General features: G+C 38.8%; 17 protein-coding genes. 11 read left to right on the forward strand and 6 right to left on the reverse strand.

What is annotated here, in order from left to right:
• Nucleotides 1-59: 59 nt before the first annotated feature.
• Nucleotides 60-1997 (forward strand): HAD-IIIC family phosphatase, encoded by a 1938-nt coding sequence (locus EXE29_RS00580; protein ID WP_120363634.1) that lies wholly within the window; start codon nt 60-62, stop codon nt 1995-1997.
• Nucleotides 1998-2162: 165 nt separating this feature from the next.
• On the opposite strand, the gene EXE29_RS00585 is transcribed toward EXE29_RS00580, so the two are convergent.
• Nucleotides 2163-2582, reverse strand: coding sequence for a glycine zipper domain-containing protein (locus EXE29_RS00585; protein ID WP_120363635.1), 420 nt, complete (start codon nt 2580-2582; stop codon nt 2163-2165).
• 595 nt (nt 2583-3177) lie between these two features.
• Here EXE29_RS00585 and prfA point away from each other — a divergent pair.
• Nucleotides 3178-4266 carry a peptide chain release factor 1 gene (gene prfA, locus EXE29_RS00590; RefSeq protein ID WP_106984876.1) on the forward strand — a complete coding sequence of 363 codons (1089 nt, stop codon included), beginning with the start codon at nt 3178-3180 and terminating at the stop codon, nt 4264-4266.
• Nucleotides 4266-5084 carry a peptide chain release factor N(5)-glutamine methyltransferase gene (gene prmC, locus EXE29_RS00595; protein WP_120363636.1) on the forward strand — a complete coding sequence of 273 codons (819 nt, stop codon included), beginning with the start codon at nt 4266-4268 and terminating at the stop codon, nt 5082-5084. Before prfA ends, prmC begins: the two co-directional genes overlap by 1 nt.
• Nucleotides 5085-5146: 62 nt before the next feature.
• Here prmC and EXE29_RS00600 read toward each other — a convergent pair whose 3' ends face one another.
• The 4 genes from EXE29_RS00600 to EXE29_RS00615 all read right to left on the reverse strand — a co-directional run bounded on the left by EXE29_RS00600 (nt 5147) and on the right by EXE29_RS00615 (nt 8871).
• On the reverse strand, nt 5147-5977 hold the full coding sequence (locus EXE29_RS00600) for an ABC transporter permease (protein ID WP_120363637.1): 831 nt from the start codon (nt 5975-5977) through the stop codon (nt 5147-5149).
• A gap of 17 nt (nt 5978-5994) precedes the next feature.
• Nucleotides 5995-6951, reverse strand: coding sequence for an aliphatic sulfonate ABC transporter substrate-binding protein (locus EXE29_RS00605; protein WP_120363638.1), 957 nt, complete (start codon nt 6949-6951; stop codon nt 5995-5997).
• Between the two features lie 306 nt (nt 6952-7257).
• Nucleotides 7258-7611, reverse strand: coding sequence for a hypothetical protein (locus EXE29_RS00610; protein WP_106984872.1), 354 nt, complete (start codon nt 7609-7611; stop codon nt 7258-7260).
• Between the two features lie 219 nt (nt 7612-7830).
• Nucleotides 7831-8871, reverse strand: a complete 1041-nt coding sequence (locus tag EXE29_RS00615; RefSeq protein ID WP_120363639.1) for an AraC family transcriptional regulator — start codon at nt 8869-8871, stop codon at nt 7831-7833.
• A gap of 137 nt (nt 8872-9008) precedes the next feature.
• Between EXE29_RS00615 and EXE29_RS00620 the strand changes: the two genes are divergently transcribed.
• The 3 genes from EXE29_RS00620 to EXE29_RS00630 all read left to right on the forward strand — a co-directional run bounded on the left by EXE29_RS00620 (nt 9009) and on the right by EXE29_RS00630 (nt 12995).
• Nucleotides 9009-9779: a 3-hydroxyacyl-CoA dehydrogenase gene (locus tag EXE29_RS00620; RefSeq protein ID WP_106984870.1), complete on the forward strand. Its 771-nt coding sequence runs from the start codon at nt 9009-9011 to the stop codon at nt 9777-9779.
• Nucleotides 9780-9935: 156 nt separating this feature from the next.
• Nucleotides 9936-11072 carry an acyl-CoA dehydrogenase family protein gene (locus EXE29_RS00625; RefSeq protein ID WP_120363640.1) on the forward strand — a complete coding sequence of 379 codons (1137 nt, stop codon included), beginning with the start codon at nt 9936-9938 and terminating at the stop codon, nt 11070-11072.
• Nucleotides 11073-11339: 267 nt separating this feature from the next.
• Entirely contained in the window at nt 11340-12995 is a 1656-nt protein-coding gene (locus EXE29_RS00630; RefSeq protein WP_120363641.1) for an AMP-binding protein, read from the forward strand.
• An 88-nt stretch (nt 12996-13083) separates the two neighbouring features.
• On the opposite strand, the gene EXE29_RS00635 is transcribed toward EXE29_RS00630, so the two are convergent.
• Nucleotides 13084-14283, reverse strand: a complete 1200-nt coding sequence (locus EXE29_RS00635; RefSeq protein ID WP_228198690.1) for a multidrug effflux MFS transporter — start codon at nt 14281-14283, stop codon at nt 13084-13086.
• Between the two features lie 69 nt (nt 14284-14352).
• Here EXE29_RS00635 and EXE29_RS00640 point away from each other — a divergent pair, with 69 nt between their 5' ends.
• The 5 genes from EXE29_RS00640 to EXE29_RS00660 all read left to right on the forward strand — a co-directional run bounded on the left by EXE29_RS00640 (nt 14353) and on the right by EXE29_RS00660 (nt 17989).
• Nucleotides 14353-14958, forward strand: coding sequence for a TetR/AcrR family transcriptional regulator (locus EXE29_RS00640; protein WP_120363642.1), 606 nt, complete (start codon nt 14353-14355; stop codon nt 14956-14958).
• Nucleotides 14959-15041: 83 nt separating this feature from the next.
• Nucleotides 15042-15770, forward strand: a complete 729-nt coding sequence (locus EXE29_RS00645) for a HesA/MoeB/ThiF family protein (protein ID WP_117007160.1) — start codon at nt 15042-15044, stop codon at nt 15768-15770.
• Nucleotides 15771-15828: 58 nt separating this feature from the next.
• Nucleotides 15829-17127 (forward strand): ABC1 kinase family protein, encoded by a 1299-nt coding sequence (locus tag EXE29_RS00650; RefSeq protein WP_106984865.1) that lies wholly within the window; start codon nt 15829-15831, stop codon nt 17125-17127.
• A gap of 87 nt (nt 17128-17214) precedes the next feature.
• On the forward strand, nt 17215-17595 hold the full coding sequence (gene folB, locus EXE29_RS00655; protein ID WP_106984864.1) for a dihydroneopterin aldolase: 381 nt from the start codon (nt 17215-17217) through the stop codon (nt 17593-17595).
• Nucleotides 17552-17989 (forward strand): 2-amino-4-hydroxy-6-hydroxymethyldihydropteridine diphosphokinase, encoded by a 438-nt coding sequence (locus EXE29_RS00660; RefSeq protein WP_120363643.1) that lies wholly within the window; start codon nt 17552-17554, stop codon nt 17987-17989. Before folB ends, EXE29_RS00660 begins: the two co-directional genes overlap by 44 nt.
• Nucleotides 17990-18065: the final 76 nt, after the last annotated feature.

Raw genomic sequence — 18065 nt, forward strand, 5'->3', positions numbered from 1 at the left:
CTATAATTTAGTTGTAACAGATTTCAAAAATATAATTTTATAAAAGAAAGACATAAGATATGAATGCCAAAGAAAACTTAAATTATGAAACAGTAATTCAGCTTGTAGAAGCATTATATGAAACATGTTTAAACAGGAAGCCTGATGATTCAGGAAAAAAACAATATACTGAAATGATATTGAATGCGTCTGATCGTATATCTGTGACAAATCAGATTATTGCATCAATGATGAGTAGTGAAGAAAAATTAAATGCGAATAGAAATGCGCAATTAAATATACGAAATAAGGGAGCTTTTTTTACTAATAAGCTTCTTAAAAATAATATTCAGTTTAAAAATATCGCATTGTTGGGAACATGTGTTTCAGAAAAAATAACAAATTATGGAAATCTTGCTGGTAGAAATATTTCTCATTATTTAATGGGGTCACTTCACTATGATCCAGTTCCTAGAGTTGAAACGAATCAGTTAGATGCAGTAATTGTACATCTCACATTACGGCATTTTTTATGGGATATTTTAGGTGGCTCTGTAGCTGGTGATGTGCTTCATGTACATAGTGATCATCAATTTGCTAAAAATTATGATCAATATTTGGAGCAGTTCAAAAAATATATTGGGGCTAAAATAGATCAAATCAAAAATGAGCTCAAATATGATGGGCCGATATTTTTTCTTTCATTTATAGAACCTCCTTTAAAAGCTCAGGGGGATTTTTTAATAAACCGCTCTAGATCTCTTTATAGATTTGTTCGTGATATAAATGATTATTTAGAGGATATTTTATCAAAAGAAAGTAATGTCTATTATTTTGAAATAAATGACCTTTTGAATTTTGTTGGCGACAGTCTAATAGTTGATAGTGTACAGAGTCATCTTTCACATAGTGGACTTAATGATGGTGAAGATACTCATTTAATGATTGGTTCTATTTTTGAAAGATTAGATAATATGTTGATTCGTATTAAAAATCTTTCTACCATAAAATTAATTATTACAGATTTGGATAATACTTTATGGAGAGGCGTTGCTGCTGAGTTTGAAACGATTATAGCTCATGAATTAACTGAGGGTTGGCCACTGGGTTATGTAGAAGCCTTATTAGAATTCAAACGACGTGGTGGACTTTTAGCAATCTCAAGTAAAAATAATCATGATGAAACTGTAGGTCGGTTTGATCATATTTGGCAAAACACGATTAAAGTACAAGATTTTTGTGCACTTAAAATTAATTGGGATCCAAAATCTAAGAATATTGCAGAAATATTAGAAGAGACTAATCTTCTCCCTGAAAATGTTTTATTTATTGATGATAATCCGCGTGAAATCGAAGAGGTGTTGAGTGTTTTTCCAACAATAAATACATTAAGTGGGGAGCCTCAGATTTGGAAAAATAAAATTTTATACGCACCAGAAATGCAAACTTTGCATATTACAAATGAATCTGCTGCGAGAACTGAGTTGATTCAGGCTAAAATTCAGAGAGATCACTCTGAAAAAACAATGAATCGTGAAGAGTTCTTACTCTCTTTAGAGCTTAAAGTTAATTTTGATATCATTTTGGATCAACAGAATGCCAACTTTATCAGAGCATTTGAACTTATTAATAAAACGAATCAGTTTAATACAACTGGAAAGCGGTGGACTGAGTCAGAGATTATTCAGTTATTAGATAGCAAAAAATTAAAAATTTATACTGTTCAAGTAGAAGATAAATTCAGTAATAACGGTATTGTTGCTGTTGCTTTGGTAGAAGAAGACACAATTTCTCAAGTTGTAATGTCTTGCCGTGTTTTTGGTTTGGGTGTTGAAACAGCTTTATTGGCATACATTGCTAAAAATGATGTGGTAAAAGAGGCTTTGTACAATGATACAGGGAAAAATAAAGCATCAAGTTTCTATTATGCTGACCATGGCTTTAGTCAAGTAGGAAACGCATATACAGTTTCTGATTTACTTGTGGAGATGCCTCATTGGATTAGTGAGGTTGCTTAATATTATTGCTGTTTTGTTGATACTTGAAGACGATATGAATAGGGGTATTTAGAATAAAAGAGTCTTCTTTAGACATGATGCTCCATTTTTTAGCGTATAGTTTTTTATAATAAAAACCCGCTTAATGTCTGACATTGAGCGGGTTTTAAATTTAGATGTGCCGAATTAACGATGACGGCGATGTTTTTTGTATTTACGGCTACTGTTATTGTAATTTTTGTCTTTAGAGATTTTATTCCCTAAAGCCGCACCACCTGCAGCACCAAGGGCAGAACCAACATAACCGCCATTTGTACCACCCATGCTTTTACCTACGGTATAACCAGCACCGCCACCAATTGCACCGCCAATCGCAGAATCTGTGCGATTACGACGATCACTGGCTACAGCAGCACCACCAGCACCACCTAATGCAGCACCAATGGTCGCACCAGTGCCGCCCATATTTTTACCAATTGCAGTACCTGCAACGCTACCGAGTGCACTAGCAGCAGCAACGCGAGTGGTGTTGTCAGCGTGGGCGTTAACCGTAAATACTGAAGTGAGTGCTAAAGCACTACTAAGTAAAAGTGTATTCATTTTCATGGTTAACTCCATGTCCAATCGTGTTTGGACTCTTTAATTTCATTAGATGGGGTAAATGTAACAAAAGAATTCTTTATAAATATGGAGAGCCTTCTCCAAATTAATGTGCTTTGGTGTAAGCAATGTTTTTCTTTGTAACAATTGTGAAAAAATTGCCTTTAATTTCCTCAATTCAAAGCAATGATGAATGAATTAAGTAGAATAATGATTGGCGCTAGTTTTGAAATTTTGTCTAAAACAGCAAAATCATACTTTATTAGGCACAACTGAACGTCCTGAATATGTTCTTATTGAGGGTATTAGTCCTATAAGCACAACAGGATATGTTGTGGCGCTTAAATTTAGCTGAATTTAGGCAGATTAAAAATACGTTTTTGTCGGATTGGCGACATGCATGATATAGCCCATAGAAACAGGCGGAAGATAGAGTGATGTTGTGTCTTATATATAAGTTAAAGACACAAGCAGCTGAATAACAATAAAGATGTCATTTAAAACTGAGAATCTGTAAACTAGGCGCAAAATGAAGATTTGTCTGCTCTAGCCAAATTTTATTTCGCGTATTAGAGCAGGCGTTAAAGAGATATTTTGTAAAATGAAAGAATCACTGCGTTTGCGGTTGGATCAATTATCTGACCGTCACGAAGAATTAAATGCCTTACTCGCAGATGTTGAGGTAATTTCAGATAATAAACGTTTTCGTCAACTTTCACGCGAACATAGTGATTTGAGCGAAATTACTGAAGTATGGCACAAATATACTCAAGCTGAGGCAGATATAGAAACTGCTGAAGCGATGTTGTCTGATCCTGATTTTAAGGAAATGGCTCAGGAAGAAATTAAAGAAAATAAAGCTTTGATTAGCACTTTGGAAGCTGACCTTAACATCTTAATGATTCCTAAAGATCCGAATGATGCGAACTCTGCATATTTGGAAATCCGTGCAGGAACGGGTGGTGATGAAGCTGCGATTTTCTCAGGCGACTTATACCGTATGTATAGCAAATATGCCGAATCTAAAGGTTGGCGTATTGAAGTACTTTCAGAAAATGAAGGCGAGCATGGCGGTTATAAAGAAGTCATTTGCCTTGTAAATGGCGAAGGCGTGTATGGCCGTTTGAAATTTGAAAGCGGTGCGCATCGTGTACAGCGTGTACCAGCGACAGAATCACAGGGTCGTGTGCATACTTCAGCATGTACCGTAGCAATTTTGCCTGAAATAGATGTAGACACCACAGTAGAAATTAACGCATCTGATTTGCGTATTGATACTTATCGTGCGTCAGGTGCGGGTGGTCAGCACATTAACAAAACCGATTCGGCAGTTCGTATTACCCATCTTCCAACAGGAACTGTGGTGGAATGTCAGGATGAGCGTTCACAGCATAAGAACAAAGCCAAAGCGATGGCTTTACTTGCTTCACGTCTGGAAAATGCAAAACGTGCAGCTGCAGATGCGGCAACGTCTGAAATGCGCCGTGACTTGGTTGGCTCGGGCGACCGCTCTGAACGTATCCGTACCTATAACTATCCGCAAGGCCGTATGACCGATCACCGTATTAACTTAACGCTATATAAGTTAGATGCTGTGATGGAAGGCGACTTAACAGAATTGCTGGATAGTTTGCACCGCGAATATCAAGCCGATCAGTTAGCGATGCTTGCTCAGCAGAATGGTGGCTAATGAATATTGCACAGGCGTTGGCCTACCGCGGTGAACCTGAAAGCTATGAGCGTCAGGAAAATGCATGGTTACTCGAGCACATTACGAAAATTGATTCTTTTGATTTAATCATGAAGAAGGATCAAGCGTTAACCGCAGAGCAAGAACAAGCTTATCTCGCTGGTTTAGAACGTATTGCAGCGGGTGAGCCATTGGCTTATGTTACGGGTTCACAGCCATTTTGGACTCTAGACTTAAAAGTGACTAAAGACACTTTGGTACCGCGTCCGGATACTGAAGTATTGGTTGAAACCGTGTTGCGTTTAGATTTACCTGAAGATGCGCGTATTGTAGATTTAGGCACAGGAACAGGTGCCGTTGCTTTGTCATTGGCAAGTGAACGGCCTGATTGGTCTGTTACAGCGTCAGACATTTATGAGCCGACACTGGAAGTCGCAGAATACAATGCAAAAGCACATGATTTAGCGCATGTGAAGTTTGTATTGGGTTCATGGTTAAAACCATTTGGCCGTGAATTCTTTGATGTGATTGTGTCGAATCCGCCGTATATCGATGCAGACGATGTGCACATGAAAGATCTAGCGACAGAGCCTGAGCGCGCTTTAGTGGCAGATAAGCATGGTCTTGCAGATATCGAGCAAATTATTCAGCAAGGCAAAAAGCATTTAACCGTGAATGGCTGGGTTGCGCTCGAACATGGATATGATCAAGGTGAAGCGGTACGTCATCTATTTTTACAAGCGGGCTATCGTGAGGTCCGTACTGTAAAAGATTATGGCGGAAATGACCGTGTGACCTTAGGGCAATGGCAACAGTAATGTAGCTGCGCCAAAAACAAATGATAAAAGCGCATTCAATGCGCTTTTATTTTGAAAGGCGGTTACTGTTTAATAACGTCTCGCCAGCGAAGTAACCAAGTTTCTAGTGCTTGCATGACACGATCGGTTAACTTACCTAATATTGCCAATAAAATAATCGCTAAAATGACAATATCTGGTCGCGAGGTTTCTCGGCCATCACTAAGTAAATAGCCAATTCCTTGTGTTGCTGCAATTAATTCAGCAGCAATCATAAACATCCAAGATAAACTCAGACCATTACGTAGCCCAGTCAATATGCCTGGGGAGGCTGCTGGTAATATGATTTGCTGTACAAGTTGCCAATATTTTAAACGATAGACTTGAGCGACTTCGATTAATTTACGGTCTACGCCTTTAATTGCAGCTACAGTGTTGGTATACACAGGAAAAAATGCACCAATTGCAATTAAAGTAATTTTTGAAGCCTCATCAATACCCAGCCAAAGGAGCAGAAGTGGTATCCATGCTAAGCTAGGAATAGACTTAATGGCTGAAAAACTTGGTTCTAAAAAGGCTTCAGCTTGTTTGCTTAGACCAACCCATACTGCAAAAAACAAGGCTAAAAAACTGCCGATTAAAAAGCCAATTAATACACGTAAGCTACTCGCCCAAATATGTTGCCATAAATCTCCAGCTGCCAATTCTGTGAAGCTTTGCCAAAGGCTACTGGGTGCAGGGAGTAAATACGGTTCAATCCAGCCTGCACGAACCAAATATTCACATAATATAAGAACTAAAACTGGGATCGTGAGTGCTTTTGACCAAGTGCTTAACTTGGGCCTAGATGCTTCACTTTCAATTTTCGGTTTGAGTGAAGTAGGTGCTTTCGGTGTTGCTTGAGGATGTGTCATAAGTCAAAAAATGCCTTTTACTTCACAGCATTTTGTGCAAATTTTGCATCAAGTAATTGAGTCACTACTTGGTTTACATCTGTGCCTTTACGTACTAAATCTTCTTCGGTCAAAATATTGCCTGCTTTTTGTAAGGCAGCAATATGTTTTGCAGTTGGAACGTTTTGATCGAAGTTGGTACGGCTAATTTGTAGTTTTGCAACATTTAAAGGAAGCTTAGATTCCTTGGCTAATAGTGCGGCAACTTGATCAGGATGTGCTTTGGCCCATTTTCGTGCTTGTTCATACGCCTTAATCACCGCGGTCACAGTTTCAGAGTTTTCTTTTGCAAAAGCATCTTTTACGCTTAAAACGCTATAGCTTTTGAAGCTGACATTGCGGTAAAGCAGTTTTGCTCCAGACTGTAGTTGAGCTGAAGCCATTAATGGATCAAGTCCAGCCCAAGCATCGACTTGGCCACGCTCTAATGCCGTTTTACCATCTGGGTGTTGTAAATGAACCAGTTGAACATCTCGTTTAGTTAAACCAACTGTTTCTAGCGCTTGTAAGGTAAATAAATAGGGATCAGTACCTTTGGTTGCTGCAATTTTTTTAGATTTTAAATCTTTTAAACTCTTAATATTTGAGTTTTTAGCCACCAGTAATGCGGTCCATTCAGGTTGGCTTTGAATATACACTGTTTTAATAGGGCTACCGTTGGCCTTGCTTAATACCGCAGCTAAACCTGCAGTAGATGCAAAATCGACACTACCACTATTTAAATACTCTAATGAGCGGTTTGAACCTTGGCTAAATACCCATTTGATTTGGCTTTGAGGGAAGGCTTTTTCTAAAAGTTTTTGATCTTTAACCACTAAACTAGTTGGGGCATAGTAGGCATAATCCAGTTTGATTTCTTTTGGTGGTGCTGCCAAAGTCACTGTGGTTACTAAAGCCGTAGTAGCCAAGATAGCAAGTTGACGAATCGTTTTCATATAACCCCGAAAATGTATAGCGCAAAAATAATTCGTTATAAATACGTGCTGAAGTTAAATAGAGCAAAATAGAAAAAGTGATAACAAAATGAAAAATATAAAAATAGAGTATTTTAAATATTAAGTTATTGAAAAATATTTATTTTAAAAATTTAGTATGTGATTTTGTTTTATATATCAAATAGATCATAAAATTTCAGTTAAATTGATAAGTATAGTTTAGGGCTGTAAAAAGGTTTTTTATACAAAATAAAGCGGCCATGTCGGCCGCCGTATTTTTAATGATTATTGTACTACTGTGATAGATTACATTGGGTAATCTTGTAGACATTCTGCCACTTCAACTTGGTTGAAAGCATCAGTTTCTACTGCAAGACAATAGGCAACAATTTTAGTAGTTGCTGTAATGTAAGCTTCATCTTTTAAATTGGCACCAGCTTGAACTTCTTGAATGGTTTCCGTTGAAATATCCAAGTGTTGTGCAATTTCAAGTGCCTGCTCATTTAAGAAAAATGTAGAGACAATATTGGCTAAATCAATATCAGAAATCTTAAGTAGTTCCTGATGAAACTGAGCTTCAGTCTGTTCAGTTGCTTGAAAAATTGATTCAGAGAAATTTTGTACCAAGCTTTGCTCGAGTACGTCTATCATCTTAAGCATGTGGGAGCCTTCGAGGTGATGAGATCAGAGAGTGAGATACAGCCAAAATAACAATAAGCAAAATGCTTTAAATTGAGTGAAAAATAACCTATTTAAAGGAGATTGGCAATCTTCTAGCGATGAACGTACAGTCGTATTTGTGTTTTTTAATAAACTATTGATAAATTTGTAAATTTTTCAATTAATCTAAAATTAAGCTTATTTGAGTGATTTTAAATATTAGACTTCTGAAATTTCATTCTGTTGTTTTTGGCGGTACATCCCTGGGTTGACGCCTGTCCATTTTTTAAAAGCACGGTGAAATGCACTTGCATCATGGAAATTCAGTTGTTCACTAATATCTTGTAAGGTTAAATGGCTTTGTGCGAGCAAATCAATCGCAAGGTCACGTCGTATGTCATTTTTGAGTTGTTGAAAATTAATACCTTCTTGCTTAAGTCTACGTTGCATCGTGGCTTCCGACATATTAAAAAGGGGCGCTAGTTCAGTCAGTTCTTCCCAATCAGCCGTTGCGGTTTGCATAAAGTGTTTACGAATTTGATGGCCCAATGCATTGGGGTTTTTATAACGCACCAATAAGTTATATGGTGTATGCAGAATAAATTGATGCCAAGTTTTTTGGTCTTGCTTAATGGCTAAGTTTAAGTAGTTGGCATCAAACTGAATATAGTTTTCGTCGGCAGCATATTGAATATCATCACAAAATCGAACTTTATAGTCGTGATCATCGTTCGGCGCAGTGCAACGTAGCTGAATTCGATTCAAAACAATACGTTGTCCACATAACCAGCACATCAGGCCATGAATTAACATTAAATACGTGGCATAACTGAACATGCGTTTGGGCAAGGTGTTTTCTTGAATCACAATATATGCATAGTGTTCTTCCACAAAAAACTTACTTTTAAAATCATCTAAAATAAGATTTAAAAATTGAAGAATTTGCGTTAGAGCTTGTTTTAAATCAGCGCTTTGCGTAACTGATTTGGATAAGAATGTATAACTGCCTCGGCGCATGGGATGCGAGTCCATCCCAAAAAACTCATCATTCATTGCATCCGCAAGTACAATCCAAAGCTGTGCATATTGGCTTACCGACACACGAGTTTTATCCGAATGCAGCAGTTCAGGTGCAATACCCGCTTTTTGCAGTAAAGCAAAAGTGTCATAGCCTTGTTGTTTTGCATGAAGGAGTGCTTCATGTACAAGGCTAATTGAAATTGTTCCTTTGAAATAGTCGTGATCCAATCTAAATTCCATGATTGAGCTGAAGTATATTTTCTATTGTTCAAATACATCACGCGTGATGCAGTATTTGGAAATTGTACTCAATTTATTCTGTGATTACTCTGTGTCTTAAGTCGAATTTTAAAACATGTTGTTTAGGATAAAAGAAAATGAAAATCCAAGGAAAAGTGTTTGTAGTTACAGGTGGTGCGTCTGGTTTAGGGGCGGCTACAGCTACTTATTTGGTTGGGCAAGGCGCAAAAGTCATTATGGTCGATATGAACCAAGACTTAGGTGAAAGCTTACAACATCGCCTAGGTGAGCATGCTGAATTTGTCATGTTAGATGTAACTAGCGAAGCTGCAACAGAAGCTTTTTTTCAACATGTTGAGAATAAATATGGTCAATTAAATGGTTTGGTCAATTGTGCGGGGATCGCACCTTCTGCAAAAGTATTGGGTCGCGATGGTTTGCATGACTTGGCAATGTTCCAAAAAGTATTGAATATCAATGTGTCTGGTACATTTAATATGATTCGTTTTGGCGCGCGCTTAATAGCTAAATATGAATTAAAAGCGGGTGAAGAAGAGCGTGGTGTGATTGTGAATACAGCCTCTGTGGCAGCTTATGATGGTCAGATTGGGCAATCTGCCTATGCAGCTTCAAAAGGTGCAGTTGTCGCAATGACTTTACCCTTAGCTCGTGAGTTGGCTCGCGAAGCGATTCGAGTAATGACCATTGCGCCAGGGATTATGGAAACGCCTATGCTTAAAGGCCTACCGCAAAATGTACAGGATGCTTTAGGGCAAATGGTGCCATTTCCACCGCGTTTAGCAAAACCAGAAGAATTTGCGCACTTGGTAGGGCATATTTTTGAAAATGGCTACCTAAACGGCGAAGTGATTCGTTTGGATGGTGCAATTCGTATGCAACCTAAATAATTCATTTTAAGAAAAAACTTCTTGTTTCCTTTTGATGGGTGAGCAACGAAACTTAATTTATTACTGGCTAAATGGGATGTTTGGCCAGTAGGTGGCGCAACCGCCACTGCAATGTATTCGATAGTGAAAATAATTAAATTTTAAAAGGATGTAAGCATGATTTTGAATGATGAACAAAAAATGGTTCAGGAAATGATGCGTGATTATTCACAAAATAAACTAAAACCTACTGCTGCAGAACGCGATAAAACTTCGCGCTTTCCAGCGCAAGAATTAAAAGAATTGGGTGCCTTAGGTGCTTTAGGTATGACTGTGTCTGAGCAATGGGGTGGTGCAGGCATGGACTATGTGTCTTTGGTTGTGGCTATTGAAGAAATTGCCGCAGGTGATGGCGCAATTTCGACCATTGTAAGCGTACAAAACTCTTTGCCATGTGGAATTACCCAGCGTTATGGCACAGAGCAACAGAAGCAGCAATACTTAAGCAAATTAGCGACTGGAGAAATGTTAGGTTGCTTCTGCTTAACAGAGCCACAAGCTGGTTCAGATGCCAGTGCATTGATGTGTCAGGCTGTACGTGATGGTGATGAGTGGGTTATCAATGGTACCAAGCAATTTATCACCACCGGTAAATATGCTGATGTCGCATTGGTGTTTGCAGTGACAGATAAAGTAGCTGGCAAAAAAGGCATTTCATGCTTTTTAGTACCAACAAGTACTGAAGGTTATATCGTATCACGTTTAGAAGAAAAAATGGGCCAACATTGCTCAGATACTGCAACGATTATATTTGATAACTGTCGTATACCTGCTGATCATTTATTGGGTAAAGAAGGTGATGGCTACAAAATTGCTTTATCCAATTTAGAATCGGGCCGTATTGGTATTGCAGCCCAGTGTATTGGTATGGCGCGGGCGGCTTTGGATGCAGCCATTGAATATGCCAATGAGCGTCAAGCATTTGGTGTCAATATTGTAGAGCATCAAGCGGTGGCATTTCGTTTGGCCGACATGGCCACACAGATTGAAGCCGCACGTCAGTTGATTTTTCATGCGGCCACTTTAAAAGATGCCAACTTAGCCTGCTTAAAAGAAGCGTCTATGGCGAAGCTATTTGCCTCAACTATGGCAGAGCGGGTGTGTTCAGATGCAATTCAAATTCATGGCGGCTATGGCTATGTTTCGGATTTTCCTGTTGAACGAATTTATAGAGATGTGCGTGTCAGCCAAATTTACGAAGGCGCATCCGATATTCAGCGCCTCGTAATTGCGCGTGAAGTTGCCAAGTCATAAACATGCAGAGTCATAAGCATGAAGGCCGAAGTCATTAGACTTTGGTCGATGTTCAAAGCCTGCAATACAGATGAGGTTTATGGAAATTGCAGGCCTTCTTTAAACGTGTTTTTCTAATTATATAAAAAAGGCGTGAGTTTAACTTAGGCCAAATTGAAGTACGGGATGTACAGCGCCACACAGCAAGATGTGTGTAAGCAATATAACAATGCTGAAGTGACATAGAGCAGATGCCAAGTCCTCAGCCGACATGATATAGGGAATACCATGAAAACACTTGAACAAGCATATCTCGATTTTGATTTTGAAAAATTAATTATAATGCAATTACAAGGTCATTCTAAGGAAGTAAATGCCTATGTGGAATGTTGCCAGCGGTACGTTGGACAGCACAAAACAGCGTTTATTTGGGAAGGTAAGAATGGCGAATCGGCAACATGGACTTTTGAACAACTAGATGAAGCCTCAGGCAAGCTTGCAAATTATTTTAAAGGTTTAGGTATTCAAAAAGGTGATTGCATCGCGGGCTTATTGCCACGTACAGCAGAATTACTCATAACTGTATTGGCTACATGGCGTATTGGAGCAATTTATCAACCCTTATTTACTGCGTTTGAATCTAAAGCAATTGAGCACCGTATTGAAGTTGCACAGACTAAACTGATTGTGACCAATACAGAGCAACGTGCAAAATTAAACAACCTTAAAGTGCCGCATATTTTAACGGTTGGGCAAGTCGATGTAATGCCTAACTCGACAGCGACTGAGGCGGGTTTTTGGACAGTGATGGCCCAGCAATCTGTACACTGTGATGCAGAAATGCAAAGCTTTGATGACTATTTTTTAATGATGTTTACCTCAGGTACGACAGGTTTGGCGAAATCTGTACCTGTACCTTTAAAGGCAATGTTAGCTTTTAAAGGTTATATGACCCATGCTGTCGATTTACGTGAAGAAGATTCATTTTGGAACTTAGCTGACCCAGGTTGGGCTTATGGTTTGTACTATGGTATTACAGGGCCATTAAGCTTAGGTCATAGCATTATTATGGATGAGCGTGCATTTAGTGTAGATAACGCATTGCAAATTATTCAAAAATATAAAGTGAGTAACTTAACAGGATCGCCAACAGCATTTCGTTTGTTTTTTGGCTTTAAAGAAAAGTTTGATGAGTCAATTAAAACCCATTTGCGTGTGGTGAGTAGCGCGGGTGAGCCACTTACACCTGAAGTTATTCATTGGTTTAACCATGATCTAAATGTCAATATTTACGATCAATATGGTCAGACTGAATTGGGTATGGTAATTGCCAACCATCATGCCTTAGTGCATGAAAAGAAAGTAGGTTCTGCTGGGTATGCAATTCCTGGGCATCGTTTTGCTGTATTAGATAGTAATAACCAAGAAGTAGTAGCAGGCGGTATTGGTACCTTGGCCATTGATTGCTCACAGTCACCTTTGTTTTGGTTTAATGGCTATGGGGGCAATAATCGTAAATCATTTGTCGGGCACTATTATTTAACAGGTGATACTGTACGTTTAAACGAACATTTGGGCATCGATTTTATTGGTCGTGCTGACGATGTCATTACAACGTCAGGCTATCGCGTGGGTCCTTTTGATGTGGAAAGTACTTTGCTTGAGTGTGAAGAGGTTCTAGAGTCAGCAGTTATTGGTAAGCCAGACCCTGAGCGTACTGAGATTGTGAAAGCTTTTGTGGTGCTTAAAACACAATATGCTGGTACGGCAGAACTCATGAAAAAACTACAAGAATATGTACGTTCACGGTTATCAAAACATGCATATCCAAAAGAAATTGAATTTGTAGACAGCTTACCTAAAACATCAAGTGGTAAAATTCAGCGTAATTTGCTCAAGCAACAAGAAATTGCAAAATTAGAGCAGTTAGCCAAAGTGGGTTGAATAATTTAATTTATCTAAATATAAGGCGGTCAAATGACCGCCTTTATTGTTGATGTAATTTGTTATTTTTTAATATGTCGCATCTTTTTTAATGGTTGGCCATCGGGAGATGCTTTGGAAAAAACACGAAGCAAGTGATGGTGGCAAGCAATGCACAGGCGGCCATAATACTAATTAAGCCTATAGCGCCTACAGCTGAAGTACTTCCAGTAATTGCGGTAATGATTGCACCAAAGCCAAATTGCAGTGCACCCAATAAAGCTGAAGCTGTGCCTGCATTTTGGTGTTGAAAAGTTAATGCCAATTGTGTTCCTGTTGGCATAATAAAACCAAGCAAGGCAACAGCTATAAAGATAATAATACAAAATAGAATTAACTGATTTATACCAAAAACAAGACAACAGAAAAGCATAGCCATGACGATGAGTAAGGCAAATGTTGTAAATTTATAGGCGTTGAGGAGCCCAAACTTTTCATGCATTTTTGGCGTTAAAATGGCCGCAATAATTAAGCCAAAAGCATTAAAGGCAAATAGTAGGCTAAATTGGGTAGAACTCAGCTGATATTGAGAAATAAGGACACTTGCTGAGCCTGCAATGTAGGCAAAGAAAGCAGCCTGTGCAATACATAAGCTCAGTGCATAAATAATAAATTTACGGTCAGTAATGATGCGACCATACAGTTTAAATGTCTGTGAGAGCTTAAATTGTTGACGTAGCTTGATATCACGTGTTTCTGGTAGGTAAAGTGCGATAGCACTTATCACCACAATGCCATATACGGCAAGAAATGCAAAAATATTGCGCCAAGAACCCAAGCTTTGTAAGCCATTGCCGATCAGTGGTGCAACTACGGGTGATAAACCTAGAATTGCCAATACCATAGACATCATTTTACCCATGGCAGGGCCTTGATATTGGTCTTTAATCATCGCAAAAGCGATCACCATTCCAATAGACCCCCCAAGGCCTTGTACAAAACGAATGATTTGGAGTTGCATGACATTTGTTGCAAAAGCGCAGCTGATTGATGCGATTATAAAAATATTCAGCCCTAAATAGATCAGTGGCTTACGACCAAATTTATCTGAAAGTGGGCCATAGACCAATTGCCCAAGCATTAAACCCACAAAGAATGTCATTAAACTGAATTGTACTGCACCTTCGCTACTGCCTAGTGCCTCGGCCATTGCAGGTATGCTAGGCAAATACATATCAATGCCAATGGGGCCAAGTGTTGCAAGCAATGCAATAAGTATTGGCATTGCGCGATTGGGGGATGCTGTCATAATAAATCTGAATTGTTTAAATGGCGCACATTATGAAACTTACTGGTTTCCTAAGTCAAGGAAGAGCACATGGCTAAATTGGGTAGACCTTTGGCAATGACAGTAGAGCAACGCCGTAAAGAAATTTTTGCAGTTGCAGAACAGCTATTTGGTAATTATGGTTTTGAAAATGTCACGATGGCTCAAATTGCCAGTGAAGCAGGAATGTCTAAAAAAACGTTATATGCATATTTTGCAGATAAACGCGCCTTACTAAACTCATTGGTTGAGTCTTCTTATATTTGGCCAGAAGAAGCTTTTTCGGATTCTCTGTTGAATGCTGTAGATATGTTAAAACAACACATGAAAATGATAGCTGAGCACGTACTTTCTGAGCGTCATATAAAATTATGCCGTCTATCCATTGCGGAACACGCGGATATGGACGGCATGACACATACGTTTTATGAAATGGGGATTGCATCGAGTCGTAATCACCTCATTGTAGCTATTGAGCGTATTTTGCCCTCAGACTGGCGTTTAGCGTTAACTGCAGAGGTTTTGGCAGACATGCTTTTTGGTGCTTCAATTACTAAACCTTTCATTGATGCTTTATTCATCAATAAAGAAGCAAATTTAAAGGAAATTCATCAAAGAATTGACAATACTATCGATGCAATGCTGATAATAGCTTGAATATCGATACCATAATTGTTTAAACGGATATTGAAATAGTGAATCAGTCATCGGACTTGGACTTAGAACTCAGCGAAGCAGAAATGCACCTGTATAGTCGTCAAATACTCTTAGAGGGATGGGATCTTGAAGCACAAGAAAAGCTCAAACTTTCTAATGTGTTGATCGTAGGCTGTGGGGGGATTGGTTGTGCATTGGCTGAGTTATTGGCACGCGCAGGTGTGGGAAAAATTAGCTTAATTGATGCAGATAGCATTGAAGTGAGTAATTTGCAGCGCCAAATGGCTTTTGGACCTGCAGATATTGGTTTTTATAAAGCAGATATATTGGCAAAACGTTTAACACAAATTAACCCACATATTCAGGTGCACAGTATTGTCGCTAAGTTGGATAAAACCAATGCAGATTGCCTAATAGCATCGCAAGATTTGGTGCTCGATGGCTGTGATAATTTCACAACACGTTATTTGGTGAATCAAATTTGTCAGCAACACGGTGTGCCATTAATTAGTGCTTCAGCAATTGGCTTTCAGGGGCAATTGTTTATGGTTGAAGGCGATTCGGCTTGTTATGAATGTCTGTTTCCAAAAGAAGAACAGCAAAATGAAAGCCTACGCTGTGCGGACTCAGGTGTACTCGCGACCACGCCGAATGTGATGGCCAGCTTACAGGCGCATCATGCGTTATTATATTTGGGTTTAAACCTTAGGCCACTGAAGCAAAAGCTTTTATTGTGGAATGGTTTAAATATGACGCAGCGAATTTTAAATTTTATGCATGATGAAAATTGTGCAAGCTGTCAGGCAAGATAATCCTGCAAGGGCATAAAATTTTGCTACACTCACTACACTTTATTTTTCCTCAGACATTATGAAAAACAATATTTGGCTTGATGGATTACGTTCTGTTGCCCGTATGGGTGAAACAGCTGTGGTGGCAGCCAAGGCTGGCATTAAATACGCCACAGAAAAACCAAGCAATGCAAAACTCATGCGTGAAACTTTTGAATCGCTCGGTTCTACATATATTAAATTAGGGCAGTTTATTGCAAGTACGCCTTCGCTATTTCCACGTGAATATGTGGAAGAGTTTCAAGGTTGTCTAGATCAGACACCAAGCTTGCCGTTTAGCTATGTACAGCAGGTATTGGCTTCGGAGTTTGCAGGCCGTAATTTAGATGAAATATTTGCATCTATTGATGAAAAACCACTTGCGTCCGCATCTATTGCACAGGTACATGCAGCCACTTTAGTGAGTGGTGAAAATGTCGTAATTAAAGTCCAAAAGCCAGGTGTAGAAACCATTTTATACACTGACTTAAATGTCTTACATTGGGCGACTAAATTACTTGAAAAAGCTGTACCTAAAGTTAAATTTGCGTCTTTGGCAGATATTGTTGAAGAAATAAAAACACGTATGGTGCGTGAAGTTGATTTTATTGAAGAAGCACAAAATTTAGATGATTTTGTGAATTATTTAAATATTACCAATAATCAAGCAGCAACAGCACCTAAGGTTTATCATCAATATTCAACTCGTCGTGTGCTGACTATGCAACGCTTGTATGGTGTACCTTTGACTGATTTTGATATGGTTAAAAAAGTTGCAAAAGATCCATCACAAGTTTTAATTACTGCCATGAATACATGGTTTGGTAGCCTGATGATGTGTAATAGCTTCCATGCGGACTTGCATGCGGGCAATCTTATGTTCTTAGAAGATGGTCGTGTCGGCTTTATCGATTTTGGTATTGTGGGTCAGTTAAAGCCAGAAGTATGGACTGCCTGTATTGCATTTATGGATGCATTGCAAAAGACCGACTATGCTTTAATGGCTGAAAATATGCTGAAAATGGGCATGACGGATCATAAAATTGATACCAAAGTTTTGGCTGATGATTTAGAGCGTCTGTTTAGTGGTGTATTGCTGGCAGATCCGCAAGAATTGCTCACATCAAATCCTTCGGATATCAATGACATTATGATGGATATGGTGGGTGTAGGCGAACGTCATGGCATCCGTTTCCCACGAGATTTTGCGTTGTTATTTAAGCAAATGCTGTATTTTGATCGTTTTATGCGTATTCTAGCGCCGTATACAGATATTTATGCTGACCAGCGCTTACAGATGGTGCAAAGTATAGACCCTAATCTGTTGCTAAAGCACTAAGCTTTAATGCGCTTACAGTCTTTATGGCTTTGACACACTATTTTAAATCCCCCTTATATAAGGGGGACTTTTGTATTTGAGAGATTTATGGACGCGATTATTATTGAAGGCTTAAAGGTAGAGACAGTGGTGGGCTGTTTCAATTGGGAGCGTCAAATTATTCAGCCTTTAATGCTCGATTTGCAGATTAATACCAGTTTAGAGCAGGCATCTAATTCTGATGAGTTAGACGATACGCTCAATTATGCGGAAATTTGTGAAATTTCGGCAAAAGTGATTCAAGAAGCGCAACCTAAATTGATCGAACATGCAGCAAAACTGGTTTTGAATGCACTTTTTACTACCTTTCCTGTAGTGGAATCTATTATGATTACCATCCGTAAGCCTGCCATTATCCCGCAAGCAAATTCTGTAGGAATTCGTCTTGAACGTCACCGAAACGATATTCGCCTTAGCACTGGCGAGTAATTGCAATCCAAAACAGCATTTTCAACAAGCAATTGCACAACTCGCTCAATTCGGTGATTTAAGCTTTTCCAGTATTTATTTAATTCCGTGCCGAGATGCGATTGGTGCGGATTATTGGAATGCTGCGTGTTTATTGAAAAGTCATTTATCCGTAACGGATTTAGTCCTGCAATTAAAATGTATGGAAGCCGATTCAGGACGTATTCGACCTTCACATCAAATTACTTTAGATATTGATTTAATCGCATGGGGCAGTTGTTTGTCCAATATGCAGTTTAATGCAAAAAAACTACCTTTAGCATTAGATGTGAAAATTCCCATGTATGAGATTTGGTCAGATTTAGCTTTTGTACATGAGAAACATCACTTTCCTGTGGTCTCATGTCATGCATAGACTTGAGTTTCTATAATTTTATGTATTCAAATGTTGAGCACTTAGCGTTTGATTTGGGTGCTAGGTTGGGTTATCG

Source organism: Acinetobacter sp. WCHAc060006 (genome assembly GCF_004209135.1).
In the GTDB taxonomy this organism is placed as follows: Bacteria; Pseudomonadota; Gammaproteobacteria; order Pseudomonadales; family Moraxellaceae; genus Acinetobacter; species Acinetobacter cumulans.